This is a genomic window from Marinomonas pollencensis (assembly GCF_003387375.1).
Taxonomy (GTDB): Bacteria; Pseudomonadota; Gammaproteobacteria; order Pseudomonadales; family Marinomonadaceae; genus Marinomonas; species Marinomonas pollencensis.
This window is the reverse complement of the sequence record NZ_QUNG01000011.1, coordinates 12,448-37,914: the sequence shown is the minus strand read 5'-3', so window position 1 is coordinate 37,914 and position 25,467 is coordinate 12,448. Positions and strand designations below refer to the sequence as shown.

The window sequence follows — 25,467 nt, the reverse complement described above, 5'->3', positions numbered from 1 at the left end:
ACTTAAGCTCGTGCTCTTTCGCGCTTAGGGTCGATAAAAGGGATTGAGCAAACACTGGCGACTTGACGCTTCATGTGGCCGTCTAAGCAACCCACTTCTAAGGCGGTGCCTAGTTCTTTGTATTCGACCGCCACACGTGCAAGCGCAATAACTTTGTCCAGCTCTGGTGATCGCACCGCACTGGTGATCACACCGACTTGATTACGGCCATAAAAAATAGGCGCACCATGATGAGGGACTTCACTGCCTTCAAGATGCAGCCCCACTAATTGGACTTTGGGTGCTTCTGAGTGACGAACTAAGGCTTCTCGTCCAACAAAGTGCTTTTTCTTAAGGTCAACTGCGAAACCAAGACCTGCTTCAAACGCATCAACGGTCGGTGGAAATTCATTAGCGGCGACCATTAATCCCGCTTCAATACGCTTGATGTTCAGGGCCTCCCCTCCCATAGGGGTAATGCCAAAGGCTTCGCCTTCTTTCATGATTGCGTCCCAAATCGGCAAAGCAGCTTCTTTATCACAAAAAATTTCGTAGCCAAGTTCTCCGGTGAAGCCCGACCTTGTCAGCATGAATAAAGGCCCATTTCGGTCATACAAGCGACCAATGGTGAAACCAAACCATTTGACGTTTTCAAGCAAAGGTTGTGTTGGCTGAACAAAAAGCAGTTTGGCTAATAACTCGCGACTTTTAGGTCCTTGAATGGCAAGATTCGGCATCGCGGACCAAAGAGATTTGATCCATACTTTCAGGTTATTCTCTTCTGCGATGCTTTTCAGTTGACGACCACTTTCCTCTGACCCACAGCACCAGCGATACAAATGGGGCCCCATATGAAACAATGTTCCGTCATCAATAACAGTGCCTGTTTCACTGCACATCAAGGAATAAAAACCGCGGTTCGTGGACAATTTACTCACGTCACGAGTCATCGCTAGCTGTAAAAGGGTTTCTGCGTCCGGCCCCATGATGTCGTACTTGCGTAACGACGACATGTCTTGGATAGTGACTCTCTGGCTGCATGCCCAGTACTCTTCGATGGCGCTCGTCGCTTCATAGTGAGTCGGCAGCCAAAGGTCTCGCGCCACAGAAAAGGATTGTGTTAGCGCACTGGTTCGAGGATGAAAAGCACTTTCAATCGTCATATTGTATTCACTCTCTGTAAATGGGCGATGGGCGATCGCTTTGGGAATATTGCTGTCTTTGCTGTACACACGAACTTGTAGATCCGTTGGATTCCAACCATTGATCGCGTCAATATCATCTGGGCACGCTGTGCTAACACAGACTAGATCTTGTAACGCCTTCATCACCACATAATCTCCAGGCCGTGACCATGCCTCATTGCTAGATAGGTGATTGGTGTGTGGATCTATGGTGGAGTTAAAGAAAAAGTTAATTGCAGGCCACGCTTGGCGAGGTTGGATGCCATACGGCTCATAGGCACGAGAAATATTATCAGAGCAATTAAGGTGACCCGGAAAACCACGTTCTTCATAACCTCTTGCCGTACAAGCTAAAGCAAAGGTGTCATGTCTACCCACTGTGTCTTGAACAACGGCTAACAAAGGCTGCATATCTTGATCAAAAAATTTGTCGTACAAACCGGGAGCTGGATACGCTCTGCCGACCATGGTTCGTGTCACAGTGGAGTCAATATAGCGCTCTTTACCTTGCTTTAATGCTGCTTGGGACATGGCCATAAAATCAGAGCACTGACGCCCTTCTATATCAATCACCTGAATGTATTCGCCAGCCTTTACTTGATAAGCTTGAGCTGTGCCGCTCGCGACTCTGAACTCTTGAACAATCTCACCTAATGGTTTAGGCAATGGGTATTCATCAGTCTGATTCTTGCGAGTATGCTCTATGTGAACAGTGCCACCTCCTCCTTGCTCTATCGCATCAACCGGCACGGGGAAAGCCAGCCATAGAGTTAGCTTACCTTGGCTGCGGATCAGGTAGTTTTCTTGCGCTAGTGTTGCTTTATCAAACACCGAGCGACAGCAAATGTTCTGTAAATGGCTATGCTTTGATGCTAGAAAGCTCAGGTATTCGGCTGAAATAGAAACTTGTTCATCTAACTTGACCGCTGGAAGCGTCTGCGTCGAAAGTAGCGAACCAGCGTCCTCACCCTCTTCTCCTACGGCAAACAAAAGAACAGAGCTGCCGCCATCTGAATTTGTCAGCTTAATGAGATCACCTTCTGATAACTCAAGAGAACAGACCTCACGGTAATGAAGCTCTTTTATTTGAGTTTCTTTAGAGAAGTTGAAACCCGGGTAGTAGACCTTATCAAAATCATCTACATTTTCTTCTGGTCTAAATATATAAGTCATTCTATCCTGCCATATGATTAAGACTAGGCTAAGCACCATTTATGATCATAAAACCAAATTAGCGCACCAATAAATTCAACAAACAAACAAACACTTCAAAATAGAAAAATAAATCCAATAAAAACAACAACTTAAATAACCTTAGTTTTAAAAAAAAAACAACACGATCAATATAAAAACCACTAAAAAAAATAAAACTTAATATTTTCGCACCCAAACAATGCAGAATATTTATTTACATTTAATCTAAATACTAAATAGATAGTTATTAAATTAATTTAATATTAATCGTTCATTAGATAATACATAGACAAATGAAAAAAACAATTTTTATTTCATGCCTATTCTTGTTTTTTACTTTATTTCACTAGGATAGCTGTTGAAAGCATCCCCACTTTCGTCTGAAAGACACTTTATGAAAGTGAAGAATGTGGGGATAAACGGTGGGATTTGAGGGTGAGCAGGGTTAATTTGAAGAAATTTTCAAGGCTGTATAGAAGAGCATTTAGCTTTTAAAAGGCATAAAAAAAGCGACATACCTATAAAATAGATACATCGCTTTACACTGACCAAACATTGCACTTAGAGCGTTAGTCACTGAAGTTGTTCTAACTATGGGTGTGGCTATGGATCGTTGGAATTCTACTGTTAACTTTTGGAGGCTGTAGGCAACATGGTTGTGTTCGCATTTTTGGCAAAAATGAAATTGATCTCTTAACTTTTTCGCCAACAACCTACATTGATCAAAAAACATTCAAAAATATCAAGTTGAAATTAAATTGTTAACTTTTTAACTTCTAAATGCATATCAGCAGATGCTTTTTTATACGATTTCAACTCACACGTTCATTTCGCTCTGACTGGATTTAGATCTACATTGGATAAGCTGCTGAGCGGATTCTGGTAGTAAGGATTGTCAAGGTTCTAAAATGTCCATACTTTGAACGCTAACATGGGAAAGCGTTAGACCAAAATTCTAACGGATGGAATTTTTTTTCCTGAAACTTCGTGCCCGATCTAAATATTCTTTTTCAACTGATCCCATTGCACTTAATCTACCGCTAATTTTTCTAGGTAAAGACAGATCTGATGCGATTGGATCTTCCTTGCACGCATTCCAAAGCTTAAGGTCATTTTCCAAGAGTTTATGCTGCTTATGATCAACCTTAAGTTCGCCACCGATAATTGCAACTCCAGTGACAACTTTAGGCTGCTCTTTATTGTATAGTCTGATTTTATCTGGGTGCACAGTCATTCCATATCTAGCACAAATCTTTTTTACCGTTGATAAAAAAAGTTTATTGAGCTGCTCACCCGAAAAAACGACATCATCAACATAAACAGACATTTTAACTCTGTGCTTAGTCGCTAGCATGTCTAGTTCGTTAAACATATTTGAATTAGCCCAGTATGCCAAAGGCATGCTCAGTTGGCTTCCCGTCGGAATATGACTATCACAGAGGCAAAGTTTACATAGTGCATCTGCAATGTCTGAAGAACATTTCAAATGACCTCTAAAAAAGCTGTATACCTTTTCATGACTAGTTGACTCAAAAAAAGACTCAATATCAACAGCAAGTAACTTATGCTTACCTGAATGACTTTGAGCATTAGATAAATTAGATCTGCCTTTCTTACCCGAGTGCAAGTATTCCGGCGTGCCTATCCTGCATAGAAGACTGGCTATTCGGCAATGTAATGGGGCAAAACTAGTGATAGGCTTTTGAATTGCTCTAGGCTTCTTACCCTCTTTCACTTGAGTAAACTTTTCAAATTTAGAATCTGAATTTGATAAAAGCTGTTTGAGTTGGTCATACTCTAAATTTAATAAACTAGCGAAACGTTTTTTTGAAGTGAGCTTGTAAAATGGTGAGTCCTGAAGCCGGTAAATTTTTCCATTAGTACGAATTTTAAGCTTGGACTTTTTCTTCTTTATCACTGTTAATTGTCCACTCCATGACTTTCAGAATTTTATCAGCAACTAAACTTCTAAATTTTTCTGAAATTTTCCCTTTTTTTGATAAGTTCTCAGAAAAAAATACCAAAGATGACAATGGCACGTCAAAGTACTGAGCGTACTTTTCCAGAAGATCTAGACTAATATTTTTCTTACCTGACTCAATCTCAGATAAATAAGACTTTGAAATACCTAATGCATTAGCCAAATCAGCCTGTTTAACTTCATTGTATTGTCTGATGAGTTTTAAAGCTTTAGACATCATTTATACTCTCCTGAATTTTTGAAACAAGGGGGAACATCAGCTATCCATCAAGATCTTCAAAATAGGCAATAAGTCGGCATACCCAGTCAGCAATTCGCACCACTATCCAAGTCCACTTCCAAATCGTCTTCTTTTTCTTACCTTTCTCTCCAACTTCAGTTTTTTGATCGTAGTCTGTTTTCTCTTGCATTTTTTAGCTCCAGTGAATCCACATAACCCAAACAACTGAATTGTTGCTTTTCGATGTGGATCTCGCCTTCAAAAGAGCTGAGAGTAATCAAAACAATGCCCCCGGTTTCACGCAAATTTGACTCGTCAAAATTTGCGAATTTTTCAGCATGTATTGTCAGGCGATACAGTGAGTATGCGTAACAGACACGTGAAGTAGGTAGGGTTTCCCCCTCGATTTATGCGTACATAAACCAATTTATTGGCGAAATCTCTCTTTTAAAACTACGCTGTAAATCTTAGTTATTGGCGCACCACCTGTCAACCAAATTCGCAAATAGCGAACTTTTATTTGAATGCGCCGCAATATTTTTGAATTGGGCCAGCTACCTCAGGCAACCCTGTTAGGTCAAATGTAGATGAAACCTGACGACCACTATCAAGGTTCTCAAAATCCTCCGGCATAAGCATTTTACGAGTAGCCACACCTAGCCGCTTCTCTTTATTACTCTTCCTACCCAGTGGCTTTGTAATGTTACGTTCTTTCTTGGGGATACGGGTGGCAGCGTCACCAAGTCCTTTCCCTAGCGAAGCATAACTACACTCATTGTATAAATAAGTCCAAAGTATGTTGTATACATGCGTTTTCGAGTAATCATGATCTTCAGCAACACCAGTAATAATCTCTTTCCCATAGTTATTACCAAAGAATTCATGCAGGTCACCAATCGACTCAATGATGGCGAATCGCTCTCTAGCCAACTGCAACTCCCTGTCACTCAAATCATCTAAGTGAACCTTTCGGCTTCTCTTAAAACTACGTACTCGGATGACCTCTTTACTTTGAATTGCTTCATTTAAATCAGTGATCGCGACTTTTTTTGGTCTCTTAGGCTTAGTACGAATATTCATTAAAAAAGCCACCCCCCGATCATGATCAATATGAACGATAAGTGAGTCTGCTAGTATTTCAGTAGCACCGATCACTACAGGATCAACCTCGCCGTAATTACTTTCTTTCAATTTTATGACTTCAAACTTGTTGAAAGGATCGCATACTTCAATAGGGAGAGAGCCGAAGTTTTGAGCAGCCAACGTGCTATTATTCATAGTGGCATCACCCCTAGAGACTCAGCACTTCGCTCATACCGAAGGCGTTGCTCCCAGTCCATCGTAAAATCTTTGCACCATAGAGCGTGGCAAAAGAAATGAGCGGACATTTCATCTTCGATACCAACACTGGATGCCACAGCCTTGATGAGTTTCCCTAAGCGCATATCTGAGTTGAACAAAAGCTCACCACGAAAAGTGCTCAACCAAGTGTCGTAGTAAATTTCTGTCGAGGGGCGTAGTTGGTAGTGAAAATACAAAGTGTCTAATGTTTCACTGTATACATTCCGAATTTCATCATCTGTAATCAGACAAAATTCATACCCTTTCATGTGAGCGTAAGCTTCTTGAATTAAGAGTTTATCGATTACACGTTTATTCGAGGCGTGGTGACTTGATTTCACCGCTATTGCAAGCCACTTAACATCTTCTTCACAAAGGTCGTCGTTAGAGGCATCTAGCTTCATCAATAAATCAAAGGTTTGATAAGCCCAGCCTGACTCCCTAGGGATTCTAGGATGCTTGATGTTCAGCTCTTGGCATATCAACATCGAACTTTCGAGGTCGATAGCCCATTGTTCATAGACATCAATCACATCGTAGTTGTAAAGTATCTGAAGAAAAGCCCATCGTTCATTGACAGACATAAAATGAATCAAGCGATCAGAGTCACTGAAATGAGGAACTTTAGATCGATTACCAGACGACCGAGTAAAGTCCATTGTACGAATCATAGGAATATAGGGGATCTCTAAATTTACGAATGATTCGTGATGTTCTGCGTAGCGTTTATTTTGATTAACTTGTCTCATTTTATGAACCGATTTAAAAACTCAATGAATATTAAATCACACGAATTTAAAATCAATTCAACATAGAGAAATTCAACCATTAGATATTATTTAAAAAAATAAATAATATTAAAAATAACTAATAATTTTGAAATTTTTATTTCTTTAATAAACAAAAAAAAACAATCAAAAACAACAACTTAAAATATAAAATTATCTTTTGACATACAATATTATAAAAGTAATAAAAAACACTCAAAAAATTAGCTTTAAACTAATATTTTTTAGAAAAACAATAATATTATACAAAAATTATCATAAATACCCGATTACAAAAAATCACAATTTTTGCGTAATATGAAGACATAAAATCCTAATTATTTAGTAAACAAGCAGTAAAGCACTCCATCGAGTGGTGTATGCTGGGGACAAATACTCACGCTTCATGGACCATTGCTAAGTGATGCCCTGGGAGGCGAAGAATTCGGTGCGTTTTCCGCTAAAACCTGTCATCCACCAAGCATGAATAAGGTATTCAGACTGTATTCATTAGCCACGCCCAAGTTTACGGACACCCCCAGTCACCACACCGAAAATCTCCAGCTGAGAGTCTTCTGTTATCAGAATGGGACGATAAGCTTTGTTTTTCGGACGAAGCAAGACATGAGGTTTTAATTCAAGGGTTTTAACTGTCATTTCACCATGCAGGCACGCTATCACAATGTCCTCATGGCGAGCCGTTAACGATCGATCCACCACCAAGATATCTCCTGAGTGAATCCCCGCTTCAACCATTGAATCCCCTTGAGCACGAACAAAGAAGGTAGCACTCGGGTGCTGAATGCACAGCTCGTTCAAGTCCAACGTACGCTCCACAAAGTCTTGGGCTGGGGACGGAAACCCCGCCGACACCGACTCAACATAGAGCGGAATGTTTAACTTATTGATTGAAATAAAATCGGCCGATTCAGCAGAGCCAAGATACATGACCTTCATAATGCGCAAAACCCAATTTCTGTATAAATATACAGCATAATTTTAGCAACGGATTGCGACAACAGGTTTTGGTGTTTATAGGCTCAGCACACAAGCCTGCAGACTCGACAGGTCAAGCTGGATCGAGAATTGAGAAAAATGCGGATGGGATTGGGGGGGGAAATTTAAAGGTGACGTAATGTGTGTCTGGGGAATACGGATGAGGTCAGTGCTCTATCTTCATCTGACCCCAATTGTTTTCGAACGATATCTGCTAGCTTTTGTGAAGACGTCATTTCCGTAATTCATCTCTCTTGAGGCTTAATACCCGCTTTTGCCAGTCCGACAGCAGCCGCTTGTTATGTTCATTCTTTGGCCTCTGTAACCACTACTGTGATTGAACCAAGAACATCGTAAGGCTGATGATATCCATAGAAGCCTTCTTCTTTCGAGTAGAATACATGACTAATATCAGAGAATACATCTGGATCTACAGGATTTTTCGCATTTGGGTTATGAAACATTATTAGCCCGTCTGACCATGATTCTTCATAATCAGGATCATCTAAATCTTTAGTAAATGGGATAGGATGAATAGCTTCTGGATCTGGATTATATAAGAATCCATTCCTAATCATCTTGACATCAGCACTGCCCAATCCAGCTATTTTCCCCATGCGATTAAACTTTGGAATTGTTGCTTGATTGCTAAAAAGCACTGCGCTCACATTTTCAGCTTCATCTTGGAAGAAGAATCCAGAAGGTATTTCTTTTCCTTCCCAACTATGTTTTTCTATATCCTCTACGGAGGGCTTCCCATCGACAATACGTGTTCTTATCCCATACAAATATTCTGACAAAGCTGTTCGTGACCACGTCATCGCATTATCGTTGTGATAGTCATGAATTGCTAAAATAATTGGCTTTCCCGAGACATGCTCTTTTTCCCAGTACTTTTTTTTCAGCTTACTGAATAGGGGACTTCCAAACTTGATAGGCATAAAATCGTTTAATCTCTCCTCAATTTCTTCATGTGTCTGAGGAGGAGGTAAATCAGGACGATTTGCATTCTCAGAAGGGTTGACTGTCACGGCCTCAATGAATATTTTTTCTCCAAAGAAAGAAACTTCAAAATCAGGTGCTGGGTGATTGTTTTCTACCATTAAGCCTGCGTTATGAATGTATATGTGTAAATACAATTCCCATAATCTAGCTTGGAAATTTACTGACTGAAATTCTCGCTCAAAATGCCCATCATTATCAACAAACGAATTTACGATTTCAGATACGATATTCCTAGCCGCCTCAAATCGAGGTTCATTCTTAAGTATTCTGTAGCCATGATGCTGCTCATTTTCAGGAATAACATCTGCAAATAGATCAAATCCTGCATCAGTTTCGTCGCCTTGTGGATATATATCCTGAGCCTTTCCTAAATAGTCTTGAAAAATCTTCCTAGCTAGATCTTTTCGTGCCTTTTCTGGAGTATCATGAAACTCTCTACTAACTTCGAGGCAACGAAATAATCTTCTTGAATCCCTACCTAGAACGATGAATCCATAATCGTTATCTGTAACATCTCTAATCACGATCCCTAGAAGCTTATTATCAAAAAGCGAGTACCATTCGATCTCCTCTGCGCTAAAACGTACTAAGGGCATTCGGCAGTAACAATATGCATCAAACTGTCTTCGGGTAAGTTTCTTTCCAAATCTAAGAATGTTCTCTGCTAATTTTCTTTCACTATTCCTATCGTGCACTGCACGACGAGCAGCCTTAGCTTTTATTTTTGATTTCTGCTTTCTTTTTTCCTTCTTCGAAGGCTTTGCCATATTTCAAATTCCTTTGAGGAGATAACGCCTAAATCAGGTGCGCCGAAGGCGTCACCTGGATTTACTTGTTAGCTTACGGTCTCTAATTTTTGCTATCAATATAGAGCATTTCTGAAATATCACTCAATGAACCCAACTGGATAAAAAATGGTTCAAGATGCTCTATGTAATCTTCAGGCTTTTTAGGCCTGAGAATGCATCGATGTTCTTTTTGGTATGTATACGATAGATGCTTATAAAATTCTTGGTTCCGGTCGGTTGGAAGATCATGGTAAGGGTCGTAATAGTAAACATCACCCTCAAGGAATTCCCAGTCTGGATAGCTTATTAGTAACTCTGCTTCGAGGCGAGCTATAAATTCTTTTTTGTCTTTGATTATTAATACAGCATCTGACTCAAAGTCAGTTGGCATTCTTCGACTAATCTCTTTGCAAGTACAGAATAAAAAATAATTACCCATTACGAATTCTATAGGAACAACCCCATTTTCTATATGAGATTTTTCTCCCTGAAATTCGAAACTGTCGTTACCTTTTAATATTTCATTTATTGCTTTTAATCTATAGTTTCTAACCGTTTCTAAATCTTTGATCGCACGAATGTGACTGCCTTTTGCATATTCTGATGCTGGTGATATGCGGAAACGTCCATGCGTGAACATTTCTTGAACATATTTCTTTTTAGAGAATTTCAAGAGCCAGTTGTTATTGCCGTCTCCTTCAACCCCTTCAAATAGTTGAACAGCTATAGGAGTGCCATTTTCAAAATATGATTGAATCTGCTCCCGTGCTATCGACATTGAGTCTTGGTTTAGAACTCCCCGCCAATTTGTTTCTTCTATAAGCTCCGTAAACAACTGGGCAAGTCTTTGATCATTCTGAACCATTGGAGTTACGCTGATTTTACCCTCATGGGAAATCTCAAGACCGTTTGTAAAAACGTCCGTAAACCTTTCAATGATCGTTTCATTGTCTTCGAGTAATAAATATGGCTGTTTATAGTAGTTATATCTCCACCAATCATGTCGAGCTAACATCCCATTTTTAGATGCTTTTTCAGAATCGAGTTCTTGCAACCTTTGTATGAACCAATCATAAGTTCTTTTAGCATTTCCCTTTAAAAGCACATTATCCTCAATATTGATGGTTTGCACTGAGTGAGCTAACAATTAAGGGTTATAGTGCGGCGCAGCCGCAGTTATAACCGTCTGCTGAGCGGCCGCTTCTTTATATAGGGAATTTGCTTTTTTCATGATGTGACTTCCCTGTATTTTTGCGGTTCGTTTTTGAGTGCTTTTGCTTTTTAGTCGTATTGAACACCCTTTACTTTGAGCTTTTCCGCTCTCTTATCTTTGTAATTTTTACCTCTTTCCAAGCTCGATGACAAGAACATAGGCAGGCTATGTCCTCAGGCTCTTTGACCTGATGAGTATTCTATAGCTTGAGATGTTCTTATTTACGCTTGAGAGCTTTGTGTTAGTTCGACCTCAATCTTTCTCGTTTCCAACGATTGGAGACCGCTTGCCCATATAATGTGCCGATGCATCGCCGCAGGCTGCGGCAGTAGCATCCAGTAACCGCTTTATCTTGTTGAGAAGTTTCCATCCCTTCTTCTCGTTCGTTGATTGAATCGAGCAGCCTTAACTAGACAGCTTTTTACACTAATCGTCAAACCATTCTTCAATCTCTATTGCACCACATCAGTGCAAACTAGAAAGTTAACACTTCAATTCCATTTTTGGCGGGATTTTGCGAGAAAAACTCTGAAAGCCCCATTGCATCTAGCATTGGGGCGATTTGAGGAAAATTAGGGCTGAAAAGTTAACGGTTTAATTCCATCAAAACCGGAGAAAGTTAACAGTTCAATTAAAAAGTTAACACTTTAATTCCAACGATCCAGCTACACATGTTGTCCTGCACAAAAGCCGCTGGCCCATGCCCATTGGAAGTTATATCCACCTAACCAGCCGGTTACATCAAGTACTTCACCAATAAAATACAGGCCTTTTTGCTTACTGGATTCAAAGGTTTTAGAGGACACTTCATTGGTGTTGACGCCACCCAAGGTCACTTCTGCAGTGCGATAACCTTCGGTGCCATTAGGAGCGATGTCAAAACGCGAGAGATAAGCATGTAAGCTTTCGATTTGCTCATTGGAGGTTTGGGCACTGCGCTCGTTTAACCAAGGAAACTGCCCTTTAATCAGTTCCACTAAGCGCTTTGGTAGCTGATTTGACAACACACCTTCAAAGCTTTTCTTTGGCGTGTTTTGACGGATTGCCTGTAGGCTTTCAAGCGTTAACTCTGGGGCCAAATTAATTGTCAGCTCTTCTCCGGGCTGCCAAAAATTGGTGATTTGTAAAATAGAAGGTCCGCTGACACCACGGTGAGTAAATAGCATCGGCTCTTGAAAGCTGGTGCCGTTTGCGCTGGCAACAATGTCACAAGCAATGCCAGATAGCTCAGCCAGTTGTGCCTTACGATCTGGCTGCACAGTGATCGGTACTAAGCTTGCCCGCGTTGGCAAAATATCATGCCCTACTTGTTTCGCAATTTCATAACCAAAACCACTTGCCCCCATGGTTGGAATCGATAATCCACCGGTTGCCACCACTAAAGAGTCACAACAAAAGTCACCTTGATTAGTGTTGATCACAGTTTGCTCTGCTTGATAATCAATAGCATGGATTTTGCTGTTTAATTGTAATCTTGCACCAGACCATTCGAGCTCGGTGAGTAAGATTTCAAGTAAGTCCTTTGCTGAGTGCTCACAGAAAAGTTGACCCGGTGTTTTCTCTACGTAATCCAGCCCATGGCGATCAACTAAATCAACAAAATCTTGTGGTGAATAACGACGCAACGCTGAAATACAGAAGTGTGGATTGTCAGACAAGAAGTGTTTTGGTGCCGCATCCATGTTAGTAAAGTTACAGCGGCCACCCCCCGACATCAGGATTTTTTTACCGGCTTTATTCGCATGATCCAACACGACTACCTTTCTACCACGGTAAGCCGCCGTTGCCGCGCACATCAAACCGGATGCACCAGCGCCGATTATTACCACATCTACCTTTTCCACTTGAAACCTCTACTTTTTAAGTTGGCAGCATTATAGAGACTGGTGTTTATATTGCCATTAAAACTCACAAAAGCCATTGAAATGCTTAAAAAATATGGACGTAATTTTTTGTCCACAAAAACCGTGAAGAAGGCTGTGGGAATCACCGATATACTCTTATATTTCAATGAGATACATAAAATCAAACATTATTTTTAGATTTCTTTATTGTGTTGATTTATCTGGCTAAATCTAAAAAGAAGCACAAAAATCACACAATCTTACAGAAACATCTATACAGCTTTACTGTTTTTATATACAGTACTGTACAAACAAACAGTAAAAATAGAGACCGAGGCTGTGGATATGATTAGTTTACGTATTAGAAAACCAAGTCAGAATCTAAATAAAATTATTATTGGCGCTCTTGCCGCTCTTGCTTTATATGCCCCCATAAAAGACGCGTCCCAGTACCTTACTGCGCAGCTAAAAAAACAAAACATCGAGATTGTAGACGCCTCTTTTGGCGCCAAAACACCATGGCAGAAAGGCAACACTGGTTACTTAAAAGTGTCCCAGCAGTCTCAACCAAGCCTTACCCAAGCGCAAATAATTTATACCCGTTTACGACTTAACAACCCGACTAACGAGTCAAAGACCTACCGTAAAATCTGGCTTAATTTTGAACACGAAAATGGAGGACGTGAATACACCACAGATTACACCCTCTATAACATAGACACCCATCAGCGTTTAGTGGGACAAAGCGTGCAATTAGGACCTAACACAAGCATCGACGTGATTGCCGCCTATCGCTTTATTCCAAGTTATGGACAAACTGCCCCAGCGGTTATGAGTGTCTCTTGGGAAGGTGACGACCTGATGAGAGAAAACGCATGTGAGTATGATCTGAAAACAGCAATGAAAAATAATTTCCACTACCAATGCAAAAGCTAAATCAGAGGAAATATTAACGCCCTAAACGGCTAAAACAGATTGCTTGTTTTTCTACAAATTTACTGACAAAAAGGATGAATTGTTCAAAATTACATCATAAAAAAGCGAATTGACCATGATGGAACACTATCTTGACGAATTCTTTGCTATTTTATTTATTTATCAGTGTAAACAGGATGGTCATTAACTAAATTTTTCGGTAGCCTCTAGTAATCCCCTGAAATGATTCAGGTTTTTCTTAGGGCTAGCGAAGTTAATCGATGTTAATTGACTTTTTTAAAGCATATTTCTTAGTTGATAGTGATCAACTTAGCCAATACGACAAAAGTACTTTCCAGCAAAGTGCTTTACGCATTCTTATCACATTCACTTCACTGGTTTTTCTGGGTGTTGAGCTTAATAGCCTTTTCATTACTTCTGTCGCAGAAAGTGAGTTGTTTTTAGTGATCAATAGCCTTTGCTTGGCATTGTTGGTTGGCTTACTCTTTTTCTGCAAAAAATACACACAAATAAGCTCATTAATATTTTTGAGTACACTGACCTTTATTGGTTTGTCTCTTGTTACTCTGTCGAATGATGCTCACGCTGCAAAGTATGGTTTAATTTCATTGTACTCTTTGCCTTTAATGGCAAGGTTGCTGTTTAATTTCCGTTTTTCCCTGTTACTTAGCTTTGCCAATCTTGGCTCATTTTATTTAATTGTCAGCGGCTCACACAGTTTAGAAGCCCATACCTCAACAGGCGTAGTGCCTGCCTTTACCTCTTTTTACTTTCAAATACTGACCTTTGTCACTTTGAACTTTGCTCTGCCTTTTGCTGTTTCTCGAATCATGTACACTCTAGAGCACAACACCACTCATCTAGAATCTCTGTATCGTCGGTTAAATAGAAATTACAGCCTGTATGAAGAGATCTTTGAGCACACCGGCAACCCGACCATTCTCTGTAACAAATATGGCAAGGTACTTAAAGCCAACCGATCGGCTCACCATCTGTTGGGTTTGAACGAAACGGATAAAATTGAAAACAGCAAAATCCAGTCTTGGTTAATGCCACTAAACAAGAAAACAGAGAGGTATTTCTGGCAGTCTAATGCAGTAGAGTGCGCGTTAAAAAGAGACACAGATGTCTTTATCGAAGTTCACAGAGCCACTTTGACCAATCACGGCCACTATATGCTTCATTTGCAAAACATTACCCATTTGAAGGCAATGAAACAGGAATTAGTGAACTCTCAAGAGACAAATAGCCGTTTGGTGCATTTTGATGCGCTTACTCGCTTGCCAAATTTTCAGAATTTTTGTAATCAGGTAAACCGTAAAATTAAGCAGGAAACAAACCACTACACTGGTGCGATGTTTATCATTCGCATAAGCCAATTTAAATTGCTAAATAAGCAATATGGAAAAGACAACGCTAATCGCATCATTCTTAGTTTTGCCAAAACACTACAGAGTAAGCTGTCCGATCAAACAATCATTAGTCGTTTGCGTGGTGTTAAATTCGCTTGTTTTTTACCATTAGGCCAGGCTTACCTCATTCAACGAAACTTATCTGCTCTGATAAAATCTGTACTACCTGAACATATCAGAATGGATGGCAAGGTACTGAATATCGATTTCCAAGTGGGCATCGCCTACTACCAAAACGATGGTCAAACGGCAGAACAACTATTAGAACACTGTGAGATGGCGCTAGAGTATTCAAACAGTGTAGAGAGATATTCTTACTACGATCACCAGTTAGAAAATAAACTGGTTCAAGAACATCAATTAGGTTTGCAACTTGGCGATGCAATAAAGCGTAATGACATTGCCCTATGGTTGCAGCCTCAAGTTTCCCCTGATGGCCAAGTTTGCTCTTTTGAAGCTCTCGCTCGCTGGCAAAAAGCAGATGGTAATTTTGTTTCTCCCTTTGTGTTCATTGCAGTGGCAGAGAAACTAGGTTTATTACCCACGTTGGCAGAAAACCTATTACGCTCATTAATCCCTGTGTTACAAGATTGGCACGATGAGCACATTCGCACTCCCGTTGCGTTTAATTTAGCGGGCCAAGAGCTGATGAACGATGCTTTCTTTGCACTATTAATGTCTCTGGCAGCCGATCACTCCTGGTTGAGTGACATGCTTGAGCTTGAAATCACCGAAACCAGCCCAGTAATGACCAACCCTCTGATACATAAACGCTTAAAAGCCTTACACCAATATGGCTTTGTGATTGCCATTGATGATTTTGGCACTGGCCAAGCCACCATGGGGCAATTGATTGACATACCTGCAACTGTGCTCAAAATAGATCGCCGCTTTGTGTCGCCATTACCAGATGATCAGCGCCACTTAGACATTGTTAAATCTACGATTCAACTTGCGCGCTCGCTTGATATGAAAGTCATCGCCGAAGGCATTGAAACCAAAGAGCAAGCCAATTTACTGATCGCTCTAGGTTGCAACACTCTTCAGGGCTATTACTTCGCAAAACCTGCCCCTATGACTGACTGGACCAATAACAATCATCAGAAAGCCAAAGAACTTCGCATGGTGTATTAGTCGACACCTCATGTGTATGACTAACTGTATTTTTGTCTAGATAAGCCGCTTCCTAGTAGACTAAACACAGCCCCTCCTTCACCTATGTCTTGCGACAAGAGCCAATAAAGCGTCTTTCATAAGACGCAGCTGCCAATATCTACCTACACAGCGATAGCCGCACACTCGCTATATTTATACTTTTGCCAACGCCACTGCATTACATGCACTAGAAAATCACAGCCACTAGAAAGCGTAGGTACTTGGCTACGGCTAGAATCTGGCTACGTTTAGTGTCACCAGCACGCTATTCGATGATTTAAAGCTGAATATATTGCTAGGGTGCAGACAGTAAAAAGCCAGACCTGATAAGAGGTCTGGCTTGTTTTTCTACCTTCGGCTATTAACCGATGAACAACTAACTTCGGTTAGAAAGACATGTTATAAGCGAGGGAGATAACACTGGCAGAAGAAGAATAATCTGCACTGTAAGAGCCTCGTGCACTGTCTTCACCTGTTCCATCTCGATCCACCGATACTTCTTCGATATCTACATAGGTGTAGGCAAAGGTCGCGGATGAAGCGTCATTAAAGTGATACGTTCCCCCCACTGAATACCAGGTACGATCTCCATCTGGAGTTCTCGCGGAACGATATTCATCGGTCGCTGGTGAATTATCACGAGCGATACCGGTACGCAGTGTTAGCTTTTTAGAGTAGTCGTAGGTTAAACCCGCAGAATACATCCATTGGTCTTCAAAACCAAATGTGAGTACTGAATTTGGTTGGTCACTGTCGAAGTCGATGTTTAAACCTTCATCCATAGAACTCCAACCAGTGCGGATAACACTCAAGCCCAATTTCAATTTAGGCGTTAATGCTTGCTCTAAACTGATGGTCAAGACATCAGGGAATGTCAATGAATCACTAACATCTGCATTCACTAAGTTAGCACTTGATAGGTTATCAACATTGTTATACTTCACATCCCCTTCAAAATCAAAGTCGATTTTACTGCGATAGCCCACACCAATACGAGTTCCTTTCACAGGAGTAAATAATACACCTAGGCTATAACCATAGCCGATATCATCCGCTTCAATATCCCCACTACCCTCAAGAGCACCCGCTCCTAAAGCGGATGAAGTATTCCCTACTTGTGATTTTAAAGTCACTTCTGCTTTATGCACCTGCACACTGGCACCGGCTGAGAACCAATCATTAACACGGTGCGCGAGAGAGAAACTTAAGGCAATGTCTTGAAGCGCAGTTTCCGTAGCATGGAAGCGCCCTGCCCAGTCGTCCCCATAATCACCCGAAAGTCCAAACGGCGCATTAATAGAGATACCCGCGACTGTATCATCCGATAACGGCATGGCGTAATACAAGGATGGCACTATGGTATTATCTACCGAGTCTGTGTTAGTTGTAGATCCATCTACTGCTGTGTTCCCAGTTGGATTATTTGCATCAGTTGCCTCAATATTAGTCACGTCCATCTTAGGGATAATGTAAGCCCCAGAGATATAGAAAGTATTTTTCTTCGCATTAAGGAAAAGAGCCGGGTTCCAATAGCTAAAAGAAATGTCTTCGCTAGACGCCGCCGCCGTGGAAAGTGCTGACCCTGACGCAGTGGCGCTTTGGTCACCAAGAGAGAAGCCTGCGGAATACGCAGATGATGCCGCTGCTACAGATAAGGTAACAAGGCTGATTTTGAACATTGTAGATGAGCATCTTGAAGAGGTAGTCATGAGTCACTCCATTCTTATTTTTATTTTCGTCATCAATAAAAAAAGCATTCCTGCTTCTTCTAATACGCAGTCATTATAGTAGTGTCACAAATGATATTACCATAGCGCATTTCATCATATTTACATTATTCCTTATAATTATTTCAAATATCGAAATGGTAAATATTTATCAAAAAGCATAAAGAACGCGTAATAAAATAATGAAAGATGAAGAAAATCCTTAGAAATTATTAATTTGGAGAATACAGTGAAAATAAACCTACGGCTATTTGATCTCACCAAAGCACTAATAAATACATAAGAAGGTTTGCAAAATAATACAAAAGATTACATTTAGAGTTAAAATCGCCTTCCCTGTTCTATTTTCTTGGTCCAGCGTTTTATAGGCACCACAATATCCCACTATGGCCAATCAGCATGCCCAAACGATAATGAATCCGCGCTCACTAAATGTGGCTTTTTAATCATTCGTCTAAAAGCGGCTGGAGTGCTACCCGAGTAACGCTTGAAGTAATGGCTAAAAGTAGTGGCATCAGAAAACCCTAAATTATGCGCCAATTGTTGAATACTGCTCCCTGACCTTTCTAAGCGTAGTTTTGCTTCAAAAATAACCCTTTCTTGAACCAATTGACTCGGCGTTTTAGACAAAGTTCGAGTACATATGGAATGAAGACGATCATGGCTTACTAATAAGGCGGCGGCGTATTGCTGAATTGTCCAACGCTCCCGATAGTGTATTTCCACAAGATGGCGAAAGCTTTGCAATAATGTTTTGATTTCCCCTACGCCTTGATCGGCAGACTCTTGGCTGCCAGAAACACGCCACAAGCCCATCAAGATCAAGCTAAAGTAGGAAGCAATTGCCATTCTAGAGCCTCGCTTGTCGTCACTCAGTTCATTGATGAATCCTTGGGCGAGATTATGAAACTCTTCAATAAAGTGACGATCGGGTGCATCTAGGTAGGTACTTCGCTCCGAAAATTCTCGAAGCAACACAGATTCTGCGCTGGATCCTAATAACTCAATCAGCAAATATTGTGACACGCCTAATAGGTAGCCCGTACTGCCTGCTTCTATCGCGACTGAAAATGAGCCCGAGACCGGTATATAGGCAATGGAATCCGCCTGCATTTCTATTTGCTGCCCTGCAGCGTCCAATAAAGCATTACCAGAGGTTAAAAAAAACACATGGGCAAACTCTTCATAAATACCCCGCTTGGGCTCTATTTTTTTATGAGACAAGGTGGTTTCATGAATTTCACTGCGAGCATGGACATGAATATTAACGGAAACGGATTGATTCATAATAAGTAAACCTAATTAAAAAAACATCGCGCAAAAACCAAATATCAACAACTATAGACCAAAAAATAACATTTACCTTGGGTTCAGTCTAATTAATAATCAATTCACAATAAAAAAAACATCAACAGGCGCTTTTTTAAAAGCCCAACGATAGACTGAATACTGCAATAAAAACAATAAGCGGAGTCAGGATAGGTAACACATTATGAACACAGAAAATTTGATACGGAATCATCAAATAAAGCCCTTATCACACTCGCCTTTTGCCCATATGGATCACAAAAAAGCGTCGCATGAGGCCGTTGCGCTTGCCGACAAAGCAGCCAGAGCATTTTCTAACTGGTCTACTGTTAATCCTGAAGAGAAAAGAAAATTATTATTAAATGCCGCGGCAAACATTAGAAAGCACAGTGCAGAATTAAAGAAAATCGCGGCCGAAGAAGTCGGTTCAGCCGATAATTTTCTAGACATGAACATTGATATCGCCGTTGAATTCCTACAAGAAGCGGCAAGTTTAACGACCCAAATTAACAGCGACTTATTACCTAATAGTTCGGCTCACTCCTTATCCCTTGCGGTGAGACAACCTGTTGGGGTTTGTTTGGGTATTCCACCTTGGAATGTCCCTATTCTATTATCAGTACGAGCAATTGCATTGCCCCTGGCTTGTGGCAACACTGTTATTTTAAAAGCCTCTGAACTTTGCCCAAAAACCCATCAACGGGTGATTGAAATCATCAAGGATTCTGGCTTTCCAGAAAATGTCATTAATATTATTACTAACCGCCCTGATGAGGCTGGCGATGTTGTCGAATCACTCATCTCTCACCCAGCGGTACGGCACATTAATTTTACTGGCTCGACTCGAGTTGGCCGATTAATTGCGGAATTGTCTGCCAAACATCTTAAACGCTGCATCTTAGAACTCAGTGGTAAAGCCCCTTTTATCGTGTTGGATGATGCCAACCTAGACAAAGCAGTCGAAGCGGCGTGCTATGGTGCTTTTATGAACCAAGGCCAACTTTGTATTTCTACTGAACGAGTCATTTTACAAGACCCTATCGCGGATGAATTTACCCAACTCTTTGTGGCCAAAGCGAAGACGCTTACCAGTGGTTTAAATCATGACGCTTCCCACAAACTGGGCGCACTGATCGACACAAAATCCGGAAAACGCCTGCAAGCAATTATTGATGATGCGGTGGAAAAAGGCGCGTCTGTGCTGTGTGGTGGCACAGTAAATGGCTGTTATCTAGACGCTACCGTGATCGATAATGTGACACCTTCCATGCGCATTTATTATGAAGAATGCTTCGGTCCACTTGTTCATATTGTACGTTGTTGCTCTGATGATGACGCGCTAAGCATTGCAAATGACACGGAATTCGGCCTAGCCGCGGCGGTATTTAGCCAAGATACGTATCGGGCAATGAATATCGCAAAACGCATTGAATCCGGTATTTGTCATATCAACTCAACCACGGTAGCCGATGATGCTAGAGCCCCATTTGGCGGTATGAAATCCAGCGGTCACGGGCGCTTTGGCGGCAGTCACTCGATTAATGAATTTACTGAATCTCGTTGGATCACCATCGCAAACGACGATTGCCCTCCCCCCCAAATTTAGTTCTACAAACGCTTTACCAACCATTTTGTTCACTTACCCCGATTGCTATTAAGCAACGGGACCCTATGGAGTTTTTATATGAAAAAAATAACTAAAACAGGCATATCAAGACGACAGTTCACTCTTTCTGCTATTGCAGGTAGCGCCATCATGGCAATCAACCCAACCTTTGCCGCAGCAACGTCAGACAAAAAGCTACGAGTAGGCTTTATTTCTCCACGTACTGGGCATTTAGGGGCCTTTGGTGAAACGGACCCTTTTGTGTTGTCACAAGTTCGTCAGGCGCTTGCCGATGGTTTGCAAATTAACAATGAAACATACCAAATTGAGATTCTTGATCGCGACAGTCAATCTGACCCTTCCCGCGCAGGGCAACTGGCTAAAGACTTGATTAATAATGAAAATATTGACTTCATGCTCTCTACTGTGGCGCCAGAAACCATCAACCCAGTTTCTGATGCCTGTGAAGCTGCTGGTATTCCCTGCCTATCTGCAGTGCTGCCCTGGGAGGCATGGTACTTTGGTCGTGGTGCCAAGCCAGGACAACCGTCGCCTTTTAAATGGACATACCATTTTAGTTTTGGTGTGGATGAGTTTTATCAAACCTACATCTCCCAGTGGGGGCTCATTGAAACCAACAAAAAAGTCGGTGTTATGTACCCTAACGACGCCGATGGAAACGCTATTCGTCGCTTTTTAAAACCCAAGCTGGAAGCCGCTGGCTACACAATAATTGACCCTGGTGCTTATGAAACCGGCACCTCAGATTTCTCGTCACAGATTGCCCTCTTTAAACGCGAAGGTATTGAAATATTTAATGCTTTCCCAATCCCTTCTGACTTCTCTGCCCTATGGCGTCAAGCTGCTCAGCAAGGATTAACACGTCAGATTAAAATCGCCCAGATCGCTAAAACAGGACTCTTCCCTTCCGACATCGAAGCGCTAGGTGGCCTTGGTAACAAACTTGCGAGTGCTTGTTATTGGCACAAAGACATGCCATATCGTTCTCCATTAACAGGACAAACTGGTAAACAATTGTGCGATCTGTATGAAGCACAAACCAATAAACAGTGGACACAACAAATCGGCGCTTGCTTGTCTTTGTTCGATGCAGCCATGGAAACCCTTATTACCTCTGCCGACCCAAAAAACAAAGTTAATCTTGCCATGGCAATGCGAAAGCTCAATGTCAGTACCATTGCTGGGCAAGTGGATTTCACCAGCGGCCCGGTTCCCAATGTAGCTATTACTCCAATCATCGGGACGCAATGGGTGAAAAGTAAATCAGGTCCATTCAAATTTGATTACCTAATCACCGAACATGCCACGGACCCGAATGTACCGATTGCCCATAAACTAACGCCATACAACGCCTAATCTAAGCGAGAACAAGATGATGACACATGCAGTATCAAACGGTTTACTCGCCAGTGATCTCGTAAAGAACTTTGGCAGTGTATCCGTTCTTAAAAATATAAATTTCTCTATGAATGCCGATGAAGCCGTTGGCATTGTCGGCCCTAATGGAGCAGGGAAAACCACGCTGTTAAGTGCGCTTGCTGGCGCCTTTCAGCTGGATCAAGGGTCAATATTATTAAACAATCAAGACGTCACAGAAAAGTGCGCCTCTGCACGCTGTAACCTAGGCGTTGTAAGAACCCATCAAATTCCTAAACCTTTTGATGGTATGACGGTATTTGAGAATGTGCTTGTTGCAGCATCCTATGGTGTTGATGCTGATAAGCAAACCGCTTATCAGCATACTCTTAACGCTATTCAGCTAAGCGGCATGGAGCATGTTGCTAACCGTCAAGCCGAATCACTTGGGTTACTCGACCGAAAACGCTTAGAACTTGCCAGAGCACTCGCTACTCAGCCCAAGATTTTATTACTGGATGAAATTGCGGGTGGGTTAACCGAAGCCGAATCCGTACAACTGGTTGATACGATTAAAGAGCTGCGCCGCCAAGGCATAGGCATCATCTGGATTGAACACATAGTGCATGTATTACTGCAGGTTGCTGAACGCCTTATCTGCATGGACTCTGGAGAGATTATTGCGGATGGAGAACCTCAAGCGGTGCTTAGCAATCCCCAAGTAGTCAAAGCGTATTTAGGAGGTGGCATCGAATGAGCTGTTTGCAAGTCAACAATTTAGACGTACGTCATGGCCAATTAGCCGCCGTTCGTGGTGTCAGTATGACGCTTAACAAAGGCGATGTGGTTGCTCTTATTGGAGCCAATGGAGCGGGTAAAACTACCTTTTTAAGAGCCATTAGCGGTGCTCATTCGCCAGCTGCTGGGACAATCCAACTCAACGGAAATGAGATTACCAAATTATCCTCTCATAAACGCGTCGCGGCAGGGTTAGCGCTGGTCCCTGAAGGCCGTAAGCTGTTTTCCAATATGACCACAGAAGAAAACCTGTTACTTGGTGCAACTTCCGCCCGTAGCGGTGAATGGAACATAGAAAAAATCTTTCAAGTGTTTCCTAACTTAAGCAAAAGAAGACACACCAAAACGGGCACCATGTCAGGTGGTGAACAGCAAGCGACGGCCATTGGACGTGCCTTGATGAGTAACCCCGACATTCTGATCCTTGATGAGGTCTCATTAGGGCTTTCACCTCTTGTTGTAGATCAAGTGTATCAAAATTTGGAAAGGTTACTGGCAACAGACACCACCATTATTCTAGTAGAACAAGATTTATCTCGGGCAATGAAGGTGGCCAATCGAGCCATTTGCATGCTCGAAGGAGAGATTGTTCTCGACAAACCCATGTCACTGGTAACCCGAGACGAAATCACTGATGCTTATTTTGGGCTTCATAAAATAAGAACTCATAATGGAGACGCAGCGTGACCAATCAAATTATTCAAGCCATCCTTCTTGGTGGTTACTATGCACTGCTTGCATGCGGCTTGTCGTTTATGTTTTCTGTAATGAAAATTATAAACTTGGCCCATGGCAGCTTACTTGTTTTAGCTGGCTATCTATTATGGTTTTTGGCTGAACACTACCATTTATCACCCTTTGTAGGTTTGCTCATTGTGACACCTTTGATGATGCTAATTGGTTGGGCGCTACAAGCTTTTTTGTTGGAAAAAAGCGCCCGAGGAGGAGAGCTATTACCCATCCTCACTACCTTTGGCTTGGCCATCGTTATTGAGAACCTCTTGTTTGAGCATTTTGGCGCAAATACTCGCTCTCTCGCCCCTTACATTGGTGACTTATCTTGGCAATCCTGGGAGTTATTCAGCGGCGTTTACGTGGGCAAAACCTCTGTGTATATCCTAGTTACCGCCATTATCATTTTAGGCAGCTTACAACTGTTTATGAAAAAGACGCCATTAGGTAGACAAATCAGAGCCACCGCCCATGACCCTGATACCGCTGGCATTGTTGGCATTAATCCGAAAAAAGCCAGCGCCATCGCCGCCGCTTTGGCGATGGGAACGGTGGCGATTTCTGGCCTTGCACTTGGCGTCAGAGGAGTATTCGACGCTTACTCAGGCGGGCCACAACTCCTGTTTGCCTTTGAAGCCACCATTATTGGTGGCGTGGGCTCTCTTTGGGGAACACTGATTGGCGGTATTATTCTCGCGTTAGCACAAACTATCGGCGCTAATATTCACCCCCAGGGCTTCCTTCTAGGGGGTCATATTCTCTTTATTATCATTCTTTTAATCCGCTTAGTTCTGGCCAAAGGCGGGGTAAGCCATCGAATGAAGGCTGCTTTCGGAGGTGCAAAATGAGTCAATGGACAAACAGTGTTACTATTCAGCGTTGGACCCCCTCTTCACGTTACGCGATCGTCTTCGCGGGCTTGGTGCTGGTGCTATTAGCGTTAGCTCCTTTATTTGCTTCTAATGGCTTGCTGGACAGATTAACCGCGTTATTTATTTATGTCATCTTAGCCGCCATGTGGAATGCCTTGGCCGGCTACGGTGGCTTAATTTCGGTTGGCCAACAAGCTTTCTTTGGTCTTGGTGCGTATTTTACTATCCGTATCGCAGACCTTGGTTTAGACCCTTTTATTTCCGTCGCTCTGGCCGCGTTAATTGTCGGTGTAATCTCCTACCCAATCTCTCTTGTTATGCTGCGTTTAAAAGGTGGTGAGTTCGCCATTGGCATGTGGGTAGTCGCTTCCATTCTGCATTTAATGGTGAACTTAGATGGCTTAATTCAAGGCGAAACTGGGATTTCCCTGGTTAGTCTTAACCATTACGATTCGGCGCAACGATTAACCATTATCTACCTTCTAACCCTTGGCTCAATGGCCGGTTTGTTAGCCTTATTATTCTTCGTATTACGAAGCAAAACAGGCTCTGCTATTCAAGCCATACGAGATAACGAAGAAGCAGCAACGTCGGTCGGAGTCAAACCAGAAAAAACCAAACAACTACTGTTTGTGATTGCGGCCTTTGGTATTGGCGTTGCGGGGGCTCTTTGGCTAACCAGTGCTACTACCTTTTTACCGAAAACCTACTTCAGCGTGCAATGGTCTGCTTATATGATCTTTATGGTGCTGGTTGGAGGTATTGGTAAATTTGAAGGCGCTATTCTTGGTGCCATTATCTTCTTCCTCGTGGAAACTTGGTTTAGTAGCACTGGTGTTTGGTACCTTGTTAGTCTTGGCGCTATCGCGATTGCATTCTCACTGTTTTTACCAAAAGGAATATGGGGTGAGTTAGAACGTCGCTTTAACTGGCATTTTTTACCCGTTGGCTATCAAGTAGTAGAAAAAAACAAGATTAACACAGACAAAAAATAGCGCCTCACATGGCCACTTAGCATATCTTCGTGGCCTA

Annotated in this window: 20 protein-coding genes and 1 pseudogene; 8 read left to right on the top strand and 13 right to left on the bottom strand. The window is 41.8% G+C overall.

Features of this window, described 5'->3' with window-relative positions; genetic code table 11:
• Nucleotides 1-2: 2 nt before the first annotated feature.
• The 11 genes and pseudogenes from DFP81_RS14190 to DFP81_RS14145 all read right to left on the bottom strand — a co-directional run bounded on the left by DFP81_RS14190 (nucleotide 3) and on the right by DFP81_RS14145 (nucleotide 12,512).
• Complete coding sequence (locus tag DFP81_RS14190; protein WP_115898563.1) at nucleotides 3-2,336, bottom strand: DUF1989 domain-containing protein; 2,334 nt, start codon at nucleotides 2,334-2,336, stop codon at nucleotides 3-5.
• A 976-nt stretch (nucleotides 2,337-3,312) separates the two neighbouring features.
• Nucleotides 3,313-4,275 (bottom strand): reverse transcriptase family protein, encoded by a 963-nt coding sequence (locus DFP81_RS14185; protein ID WP_115898562.1) that lies wholly within the window; start codon nucleotides 4,273-4,275, stop codon nucleotides 3,313-3,315.
• Complete coding sequence (locus DFP81_RS14180; RefSeq protein ID WP_115898561.1) at nucleotides 4,247-4,558, bottom strand: helix-turn-helix domain-containing protein; 312 nt, start codon at nucleotides 4,556-4,558, stop codon at nucleotides 4,247-4,249. Before DFP81_RS14180 ends, DFP81_RS14185 begins: the two co-directional genes overlap by 29 nt.
• Nucleotides 4,559-4,598: 40 nt before the next feature.
• Nucleotides 4,599-4,748: a hypothetical protein gene (locus DFP81_RS18250; RefSeq protein WP_181903104.1), complete on the bottom strand. Its 150-nt coding sequence runs from the start codon at nucleotides 4,746-4,748 to the stop codon at nucleotides 4,599-4,601.
• Nucleotides 4,749-5,074: 326 nt separating this feature from the next.
• On the bottom strand, nucleotides 5,075-5,836 hold the full coding sequence (locus tag DFP81_RS14175; protein WP_115898560.1) for a hypothetical protein: 762 nt from the start codon (nucleotides 5,834-5,836) through the stop codon (nucleotides 5,075-5,077).
• A complete protein-coding gene (locus tag DFP81_RS14170) occupies nucleotides 5,833-6,648 on the bottom strand; it encodes a TnsA endonuclease N-terminal domain-containing protein (RefSeq protein WP_115898559.1) in 816 nt (271 codons plus the stop codon). Before DFP81_RS14170 ends, DFP81_RS14175 begins: the two co-directional genes overlap by 4 nt.
• 360 nt (nucleotides 6,649-7,008) lie before the next feature.
• Nucleotides 7,009-7,077, bottom strand: a pseudogene (locus DFP81_RS18460) (DUF4113 domain-containing protein); the annotation flags it as partial.
• Between the two features lie 99 nt (nucleotides 7,078-7,176).
• The gene (umuD, locus tag DFP81_RS14160) at nucleotides 7,177-7,623 is read right to left on the bottom strand and encodes a translesion error-prone DNA polymerase V autoproteolytic subunit (RefSeq protein WP_115898558.1); all 447 of its coding nucleotides are present in this window, start codon (nucleotides 7,621-7,623) and stop codon (nucleotides 7,177-7,179) included.
• A 344-nt stretch (nucleotides 7,624-7,967) separates the two neighbouring features.
• Entirely contained in the window at nucleotides 7,968-9,434 is a 1,467-nt protein-coding gene (locus DFP81_RS14155) for a hypothetical protein (protein ID WP_220342995.1), read from the bottom strand.
• A gap of 82 nt (nucleotides 9,435-9,516) precedes the next feature.
• On the bottom strand, nucleotides 9,517-10,587 hold the full coding sequence (locus tag DFP81_RS14150) for a hypothetical protein (RefSeq protein ID WP_115898557.1): 1,071 nt from the start codon (nucleotides 10,585-10,587) through the stop codon (nucleotides 9,517-9,519).
• Between the two features lie 746 nt (nucleotides 10,588-11,333).
• Entirely contained in the window at nucleotides 11,334-12,512 is a 1,179-nt protein-coding gene (locus DFP81_RS14145; protein ID WP_115898556.1) for a BaiN/RdsA family NAD(P)/FAD-dependent oxidoreductase, read from the bottom strand.
• A 345-nt stretch (nucleotides 12,513-12,857) separates the two neighbouring features.
• Here DFP81_RS14145 and DFP81_RS14140 point away from each other — a divergent pair, with 345 nt between their 5' ends.
• Together DFP81_RS14140 and DFP81_RS14135 are read left to right on the top strand one after the other, a co-directional pair.
• A complete protein-coding gene (locus DFP81_RS14140) occupies nucleotides 12,858-13,448 on the top strand; it encodes a hypothetical protein (RefSeq protein WP_115898615.1) in 591 nt (196 codons plus the stop codon).
• A 260-nt stretch (nucleotides 13,449-13,708) separates the two neighbouring features.
• On the top strand, nucleotides 13,709-15,994 hold the full coding sequence (locus tag DFP81_RS14135) for a GGDEF domain-containing phosphodiesterase (protein WP_115898555.1): 2,286 nt from the start codon (nucleotides 13,709-13,711) through the stop codon (nucleotides 15,992-15,994).
• A gap of 407 nt (nucleotides 15,995-16,401) precedes the next feature.
• Here the strand turns inward: DFP81_RS14135 and DFP81_RS14130 are convergent, their stop codons facing one another.
• The gene (locus tag DFP81_RS14130; protein WP_245959178.1) at nucleotides 16,402-17,694 is read right to left on the bottom strand and encodes an OmpP1/FadL family transporter; all 1,293 of its coding nucleotides are present in this window, start codon (nucleotides 17,692-17,694) and stop codon (nucleotides 16,402-16,404) included.
• Between the two features lie 432 nt (nucleotides 17,695-18,126).
• Nucleotides 18,127-19,029: a helix-turn-helix transcriptional regulator gene (locus DFP81_RS14125; RefSeq protein WP_115898553.1), complete on the bottom strand. Its 903-nt coding sequence runs from the start codon at nucleotides 19,027-19,029 to the stop codon at nucleotides 18,127-18,129.
• Between the two features lie 205 nt (nucleotides 19,030-19,234).
• Here DFP81_RS14125 and DFP81_RS14120 point away from each other — a divergent pair, with 205 nt between their 5' ends.
• From DFP81_RS14120 to DFP81_RS14095, 6 genes are all read left to right on the top strand, one after another.
• The gene (locus tag DFP81_RS14120) at nucleotides 19,235-20,656 is read left to right on the top strand and encodes an aldehyde dehydrogenase (RefSeq protein WP_115898552.1); all 1,422 of its coding nucleotides are present in this window, start codon (nucleotides 19,235-19,237) and stop codon (nucleotides 20,654-20,656) included.
• A 78-nt stretch (nucleotides 20,657-20,734) separates the two neighbouring features.
• Complete coding sequence (locus tag DFP81_RS14115; RefSeq protein WP_115898551.1) at nucleotides 20,735-22,033, top strand: ABC transporter substrate-binding protein; 1,299 nt, start codon at nucleotides 20,735-20,737, stop codon at nucleotides 22,031-22,033.
• A gap of 16 nt (nucleotides 22,034-22,049) precedes the next feature.
• Complete coding sequence (locus DFP81_RS14110) at nucleotides 22,050-22,790, top strand: ABC transporter ATP-binding protein (RefSeq protein ID WP_115898550.1); 741 nt, start codon at nucleotides 22,050-22,052, stop codon at nucleotides 22,788-22,790.
• Entirely contained in the window at nucleotides 22,787-23,518 is a 732-nt protein-coding gene (locus tag DFP81_RS14105) for an ABC transporter ATP-binding protein (protein ID WP_115898549.1), read from the top strand. Before DFP81_RS14110 ends, DFP81_RS14105 begins: the two co-directional genes overlap by 4 nt.
• On the top strand, nucleotides 23,515-24,411 hold the full coding sequence (locus DFP81_RS14100; protein ID WP_115898548.1) for a branched-chain amino acid ABC transporter permease: 897 nt from the start codon (nucleotides 23,515-23,517) through the stop codon (nucleotides 24,409-24,411). The genes DFP81_RS14105 and DFP81_RS14100 overlap by 4 nt, the downstream gene beginning before the upstream one ends.
• Nucleotides 24,408-25,430 carry a branched-chain amino acid ABC transporter permease gene (locus DFP81_RS14095; protein WP_115898547.1) on the top strand — a complete coding sequence of 341 codons (1,023 nt, stop codon included), beginning with the start codon at nucleotides 24,408-24,410 and terminating at the stop codon, nucleotides 25,428-25,430. The genes DFP81_RS14100 and DFP81_RS14095 overlap by 4 nt, the downstream gene beginning before the upstream one ends.
• Nucleotides 25,431-25,467: the final 37 nt, after the last annotated feature.

Bases quoted from the DNA above. Each gene is read 5' to 3' on its own strand.
- DFP81_RS14125 (WP_115898553.1), bottom strand. From the start codon at position 19,029: ATGAATCAATCCGTTTCCGTTAATATTCATGTCCATGCTCGCAGTGAA.
- DFP81_RS14120 (WP_115898552.1), top strand. From the start codon at position 19,235: ATGAACACAGAAAATTTGATACGGAATCATCAAATAAAGCCCTTATCA.
- DFP81_RS14110 (WP_115898550.1), top strand. From the start codon at position 22,050: ATGATGACACATGCAGTATCAAACGGTTTACTCGCCAGTGATCTCGTA.
- umuD (WP_115898558.1), bottom strand. From the start codon at position 7,623: ATGAAGGTCATGTATCTTGGCTCTGCTGAATCGGCCGATTTTATTTCA.
- DFP81_RS14140 (WP_115898615.1), top strand. From the start codon at position 12,858: ATGATTAGTTTACGTATTAGAAAACCAAGTCAGAATCTAAATAAAATT.
- DFP81_RS14115 (WP_115898551.1), top strand. From the start codon at position 20,735: ATGAAAAAAATAACTAAAACAGGCATATCAAGACGACAGTTCACTCTT.
- DFP81_RS14130 (WP_245959178.1), bottom strand. From the start codon at position 17,694: ATGTTCAAAATCAGCCTTGTTACCTTATCTGTAGCAGCGGCATCATCT.
- DFP81_RS14105 (WP_115898549.1), top strand. From the start codon at position 22,787: ATGAGCTGTTTGCAAGTCAACAATTTAGACGTACGTCATGGCCAATTA.
- DFP81_RS14170 (WP_115898559.1), bottom strand. From the start codon at position 6,648: ATGAGACAAGTTAATCAAAATAAACGCTACGCAGAACATCACGAATCA.
- DFP81_RS14190 (WP_115898563.1), bottom strand. From the start codon at position 2,336: ATGACTTATATATTTAGACCAGAAGAAAATGTAGATGATTTTGATAAG.
- DFP81_RS14135 (WP_115898555.1), top strand. From the start codon at position 13,709: ATGTTAATTGACTTTTTTAAAGCATATTTCTTAGTTGATAGTGATCAA.
- DFP81_RS14175 (WP_115898560.1), bottom strand. From the start codon at position 5,836: ATGAATAATAGCACGTTGGCTGCTCAAAACTTCGGCTCTCTCCCTATT.
- DFP81_RS14155 (WP_220342995.1), bottom strand. From the start codon at position 9,434: ATGGCAAAGCCTTCGAAGAAGGAAAAAAGAAAGCAGAAATCAAAAATA.
- DFP81_RS14180 (WP_115898561.1), bottom strand. From the start codon at position 4,558: ATGATGTCTAAAGCTTTAAAACTCATCAGACAATACAATGAAGTTAAA.
- DFP81_RS14095 (WP_115898547.1), top strand. From the start codon at position 24,408: ATGAGTCAATGGACAAACAGTGTTACTATTCAGCGTTGGACCCCCTCT.
- DFP81_RS18250 (WP_181903104.1), bottom strand. From the start codon at position 4,748: ATGCAAGAGAAAACAGACTACGATCAAAAAACTGAAGTTGGAGAGAAA.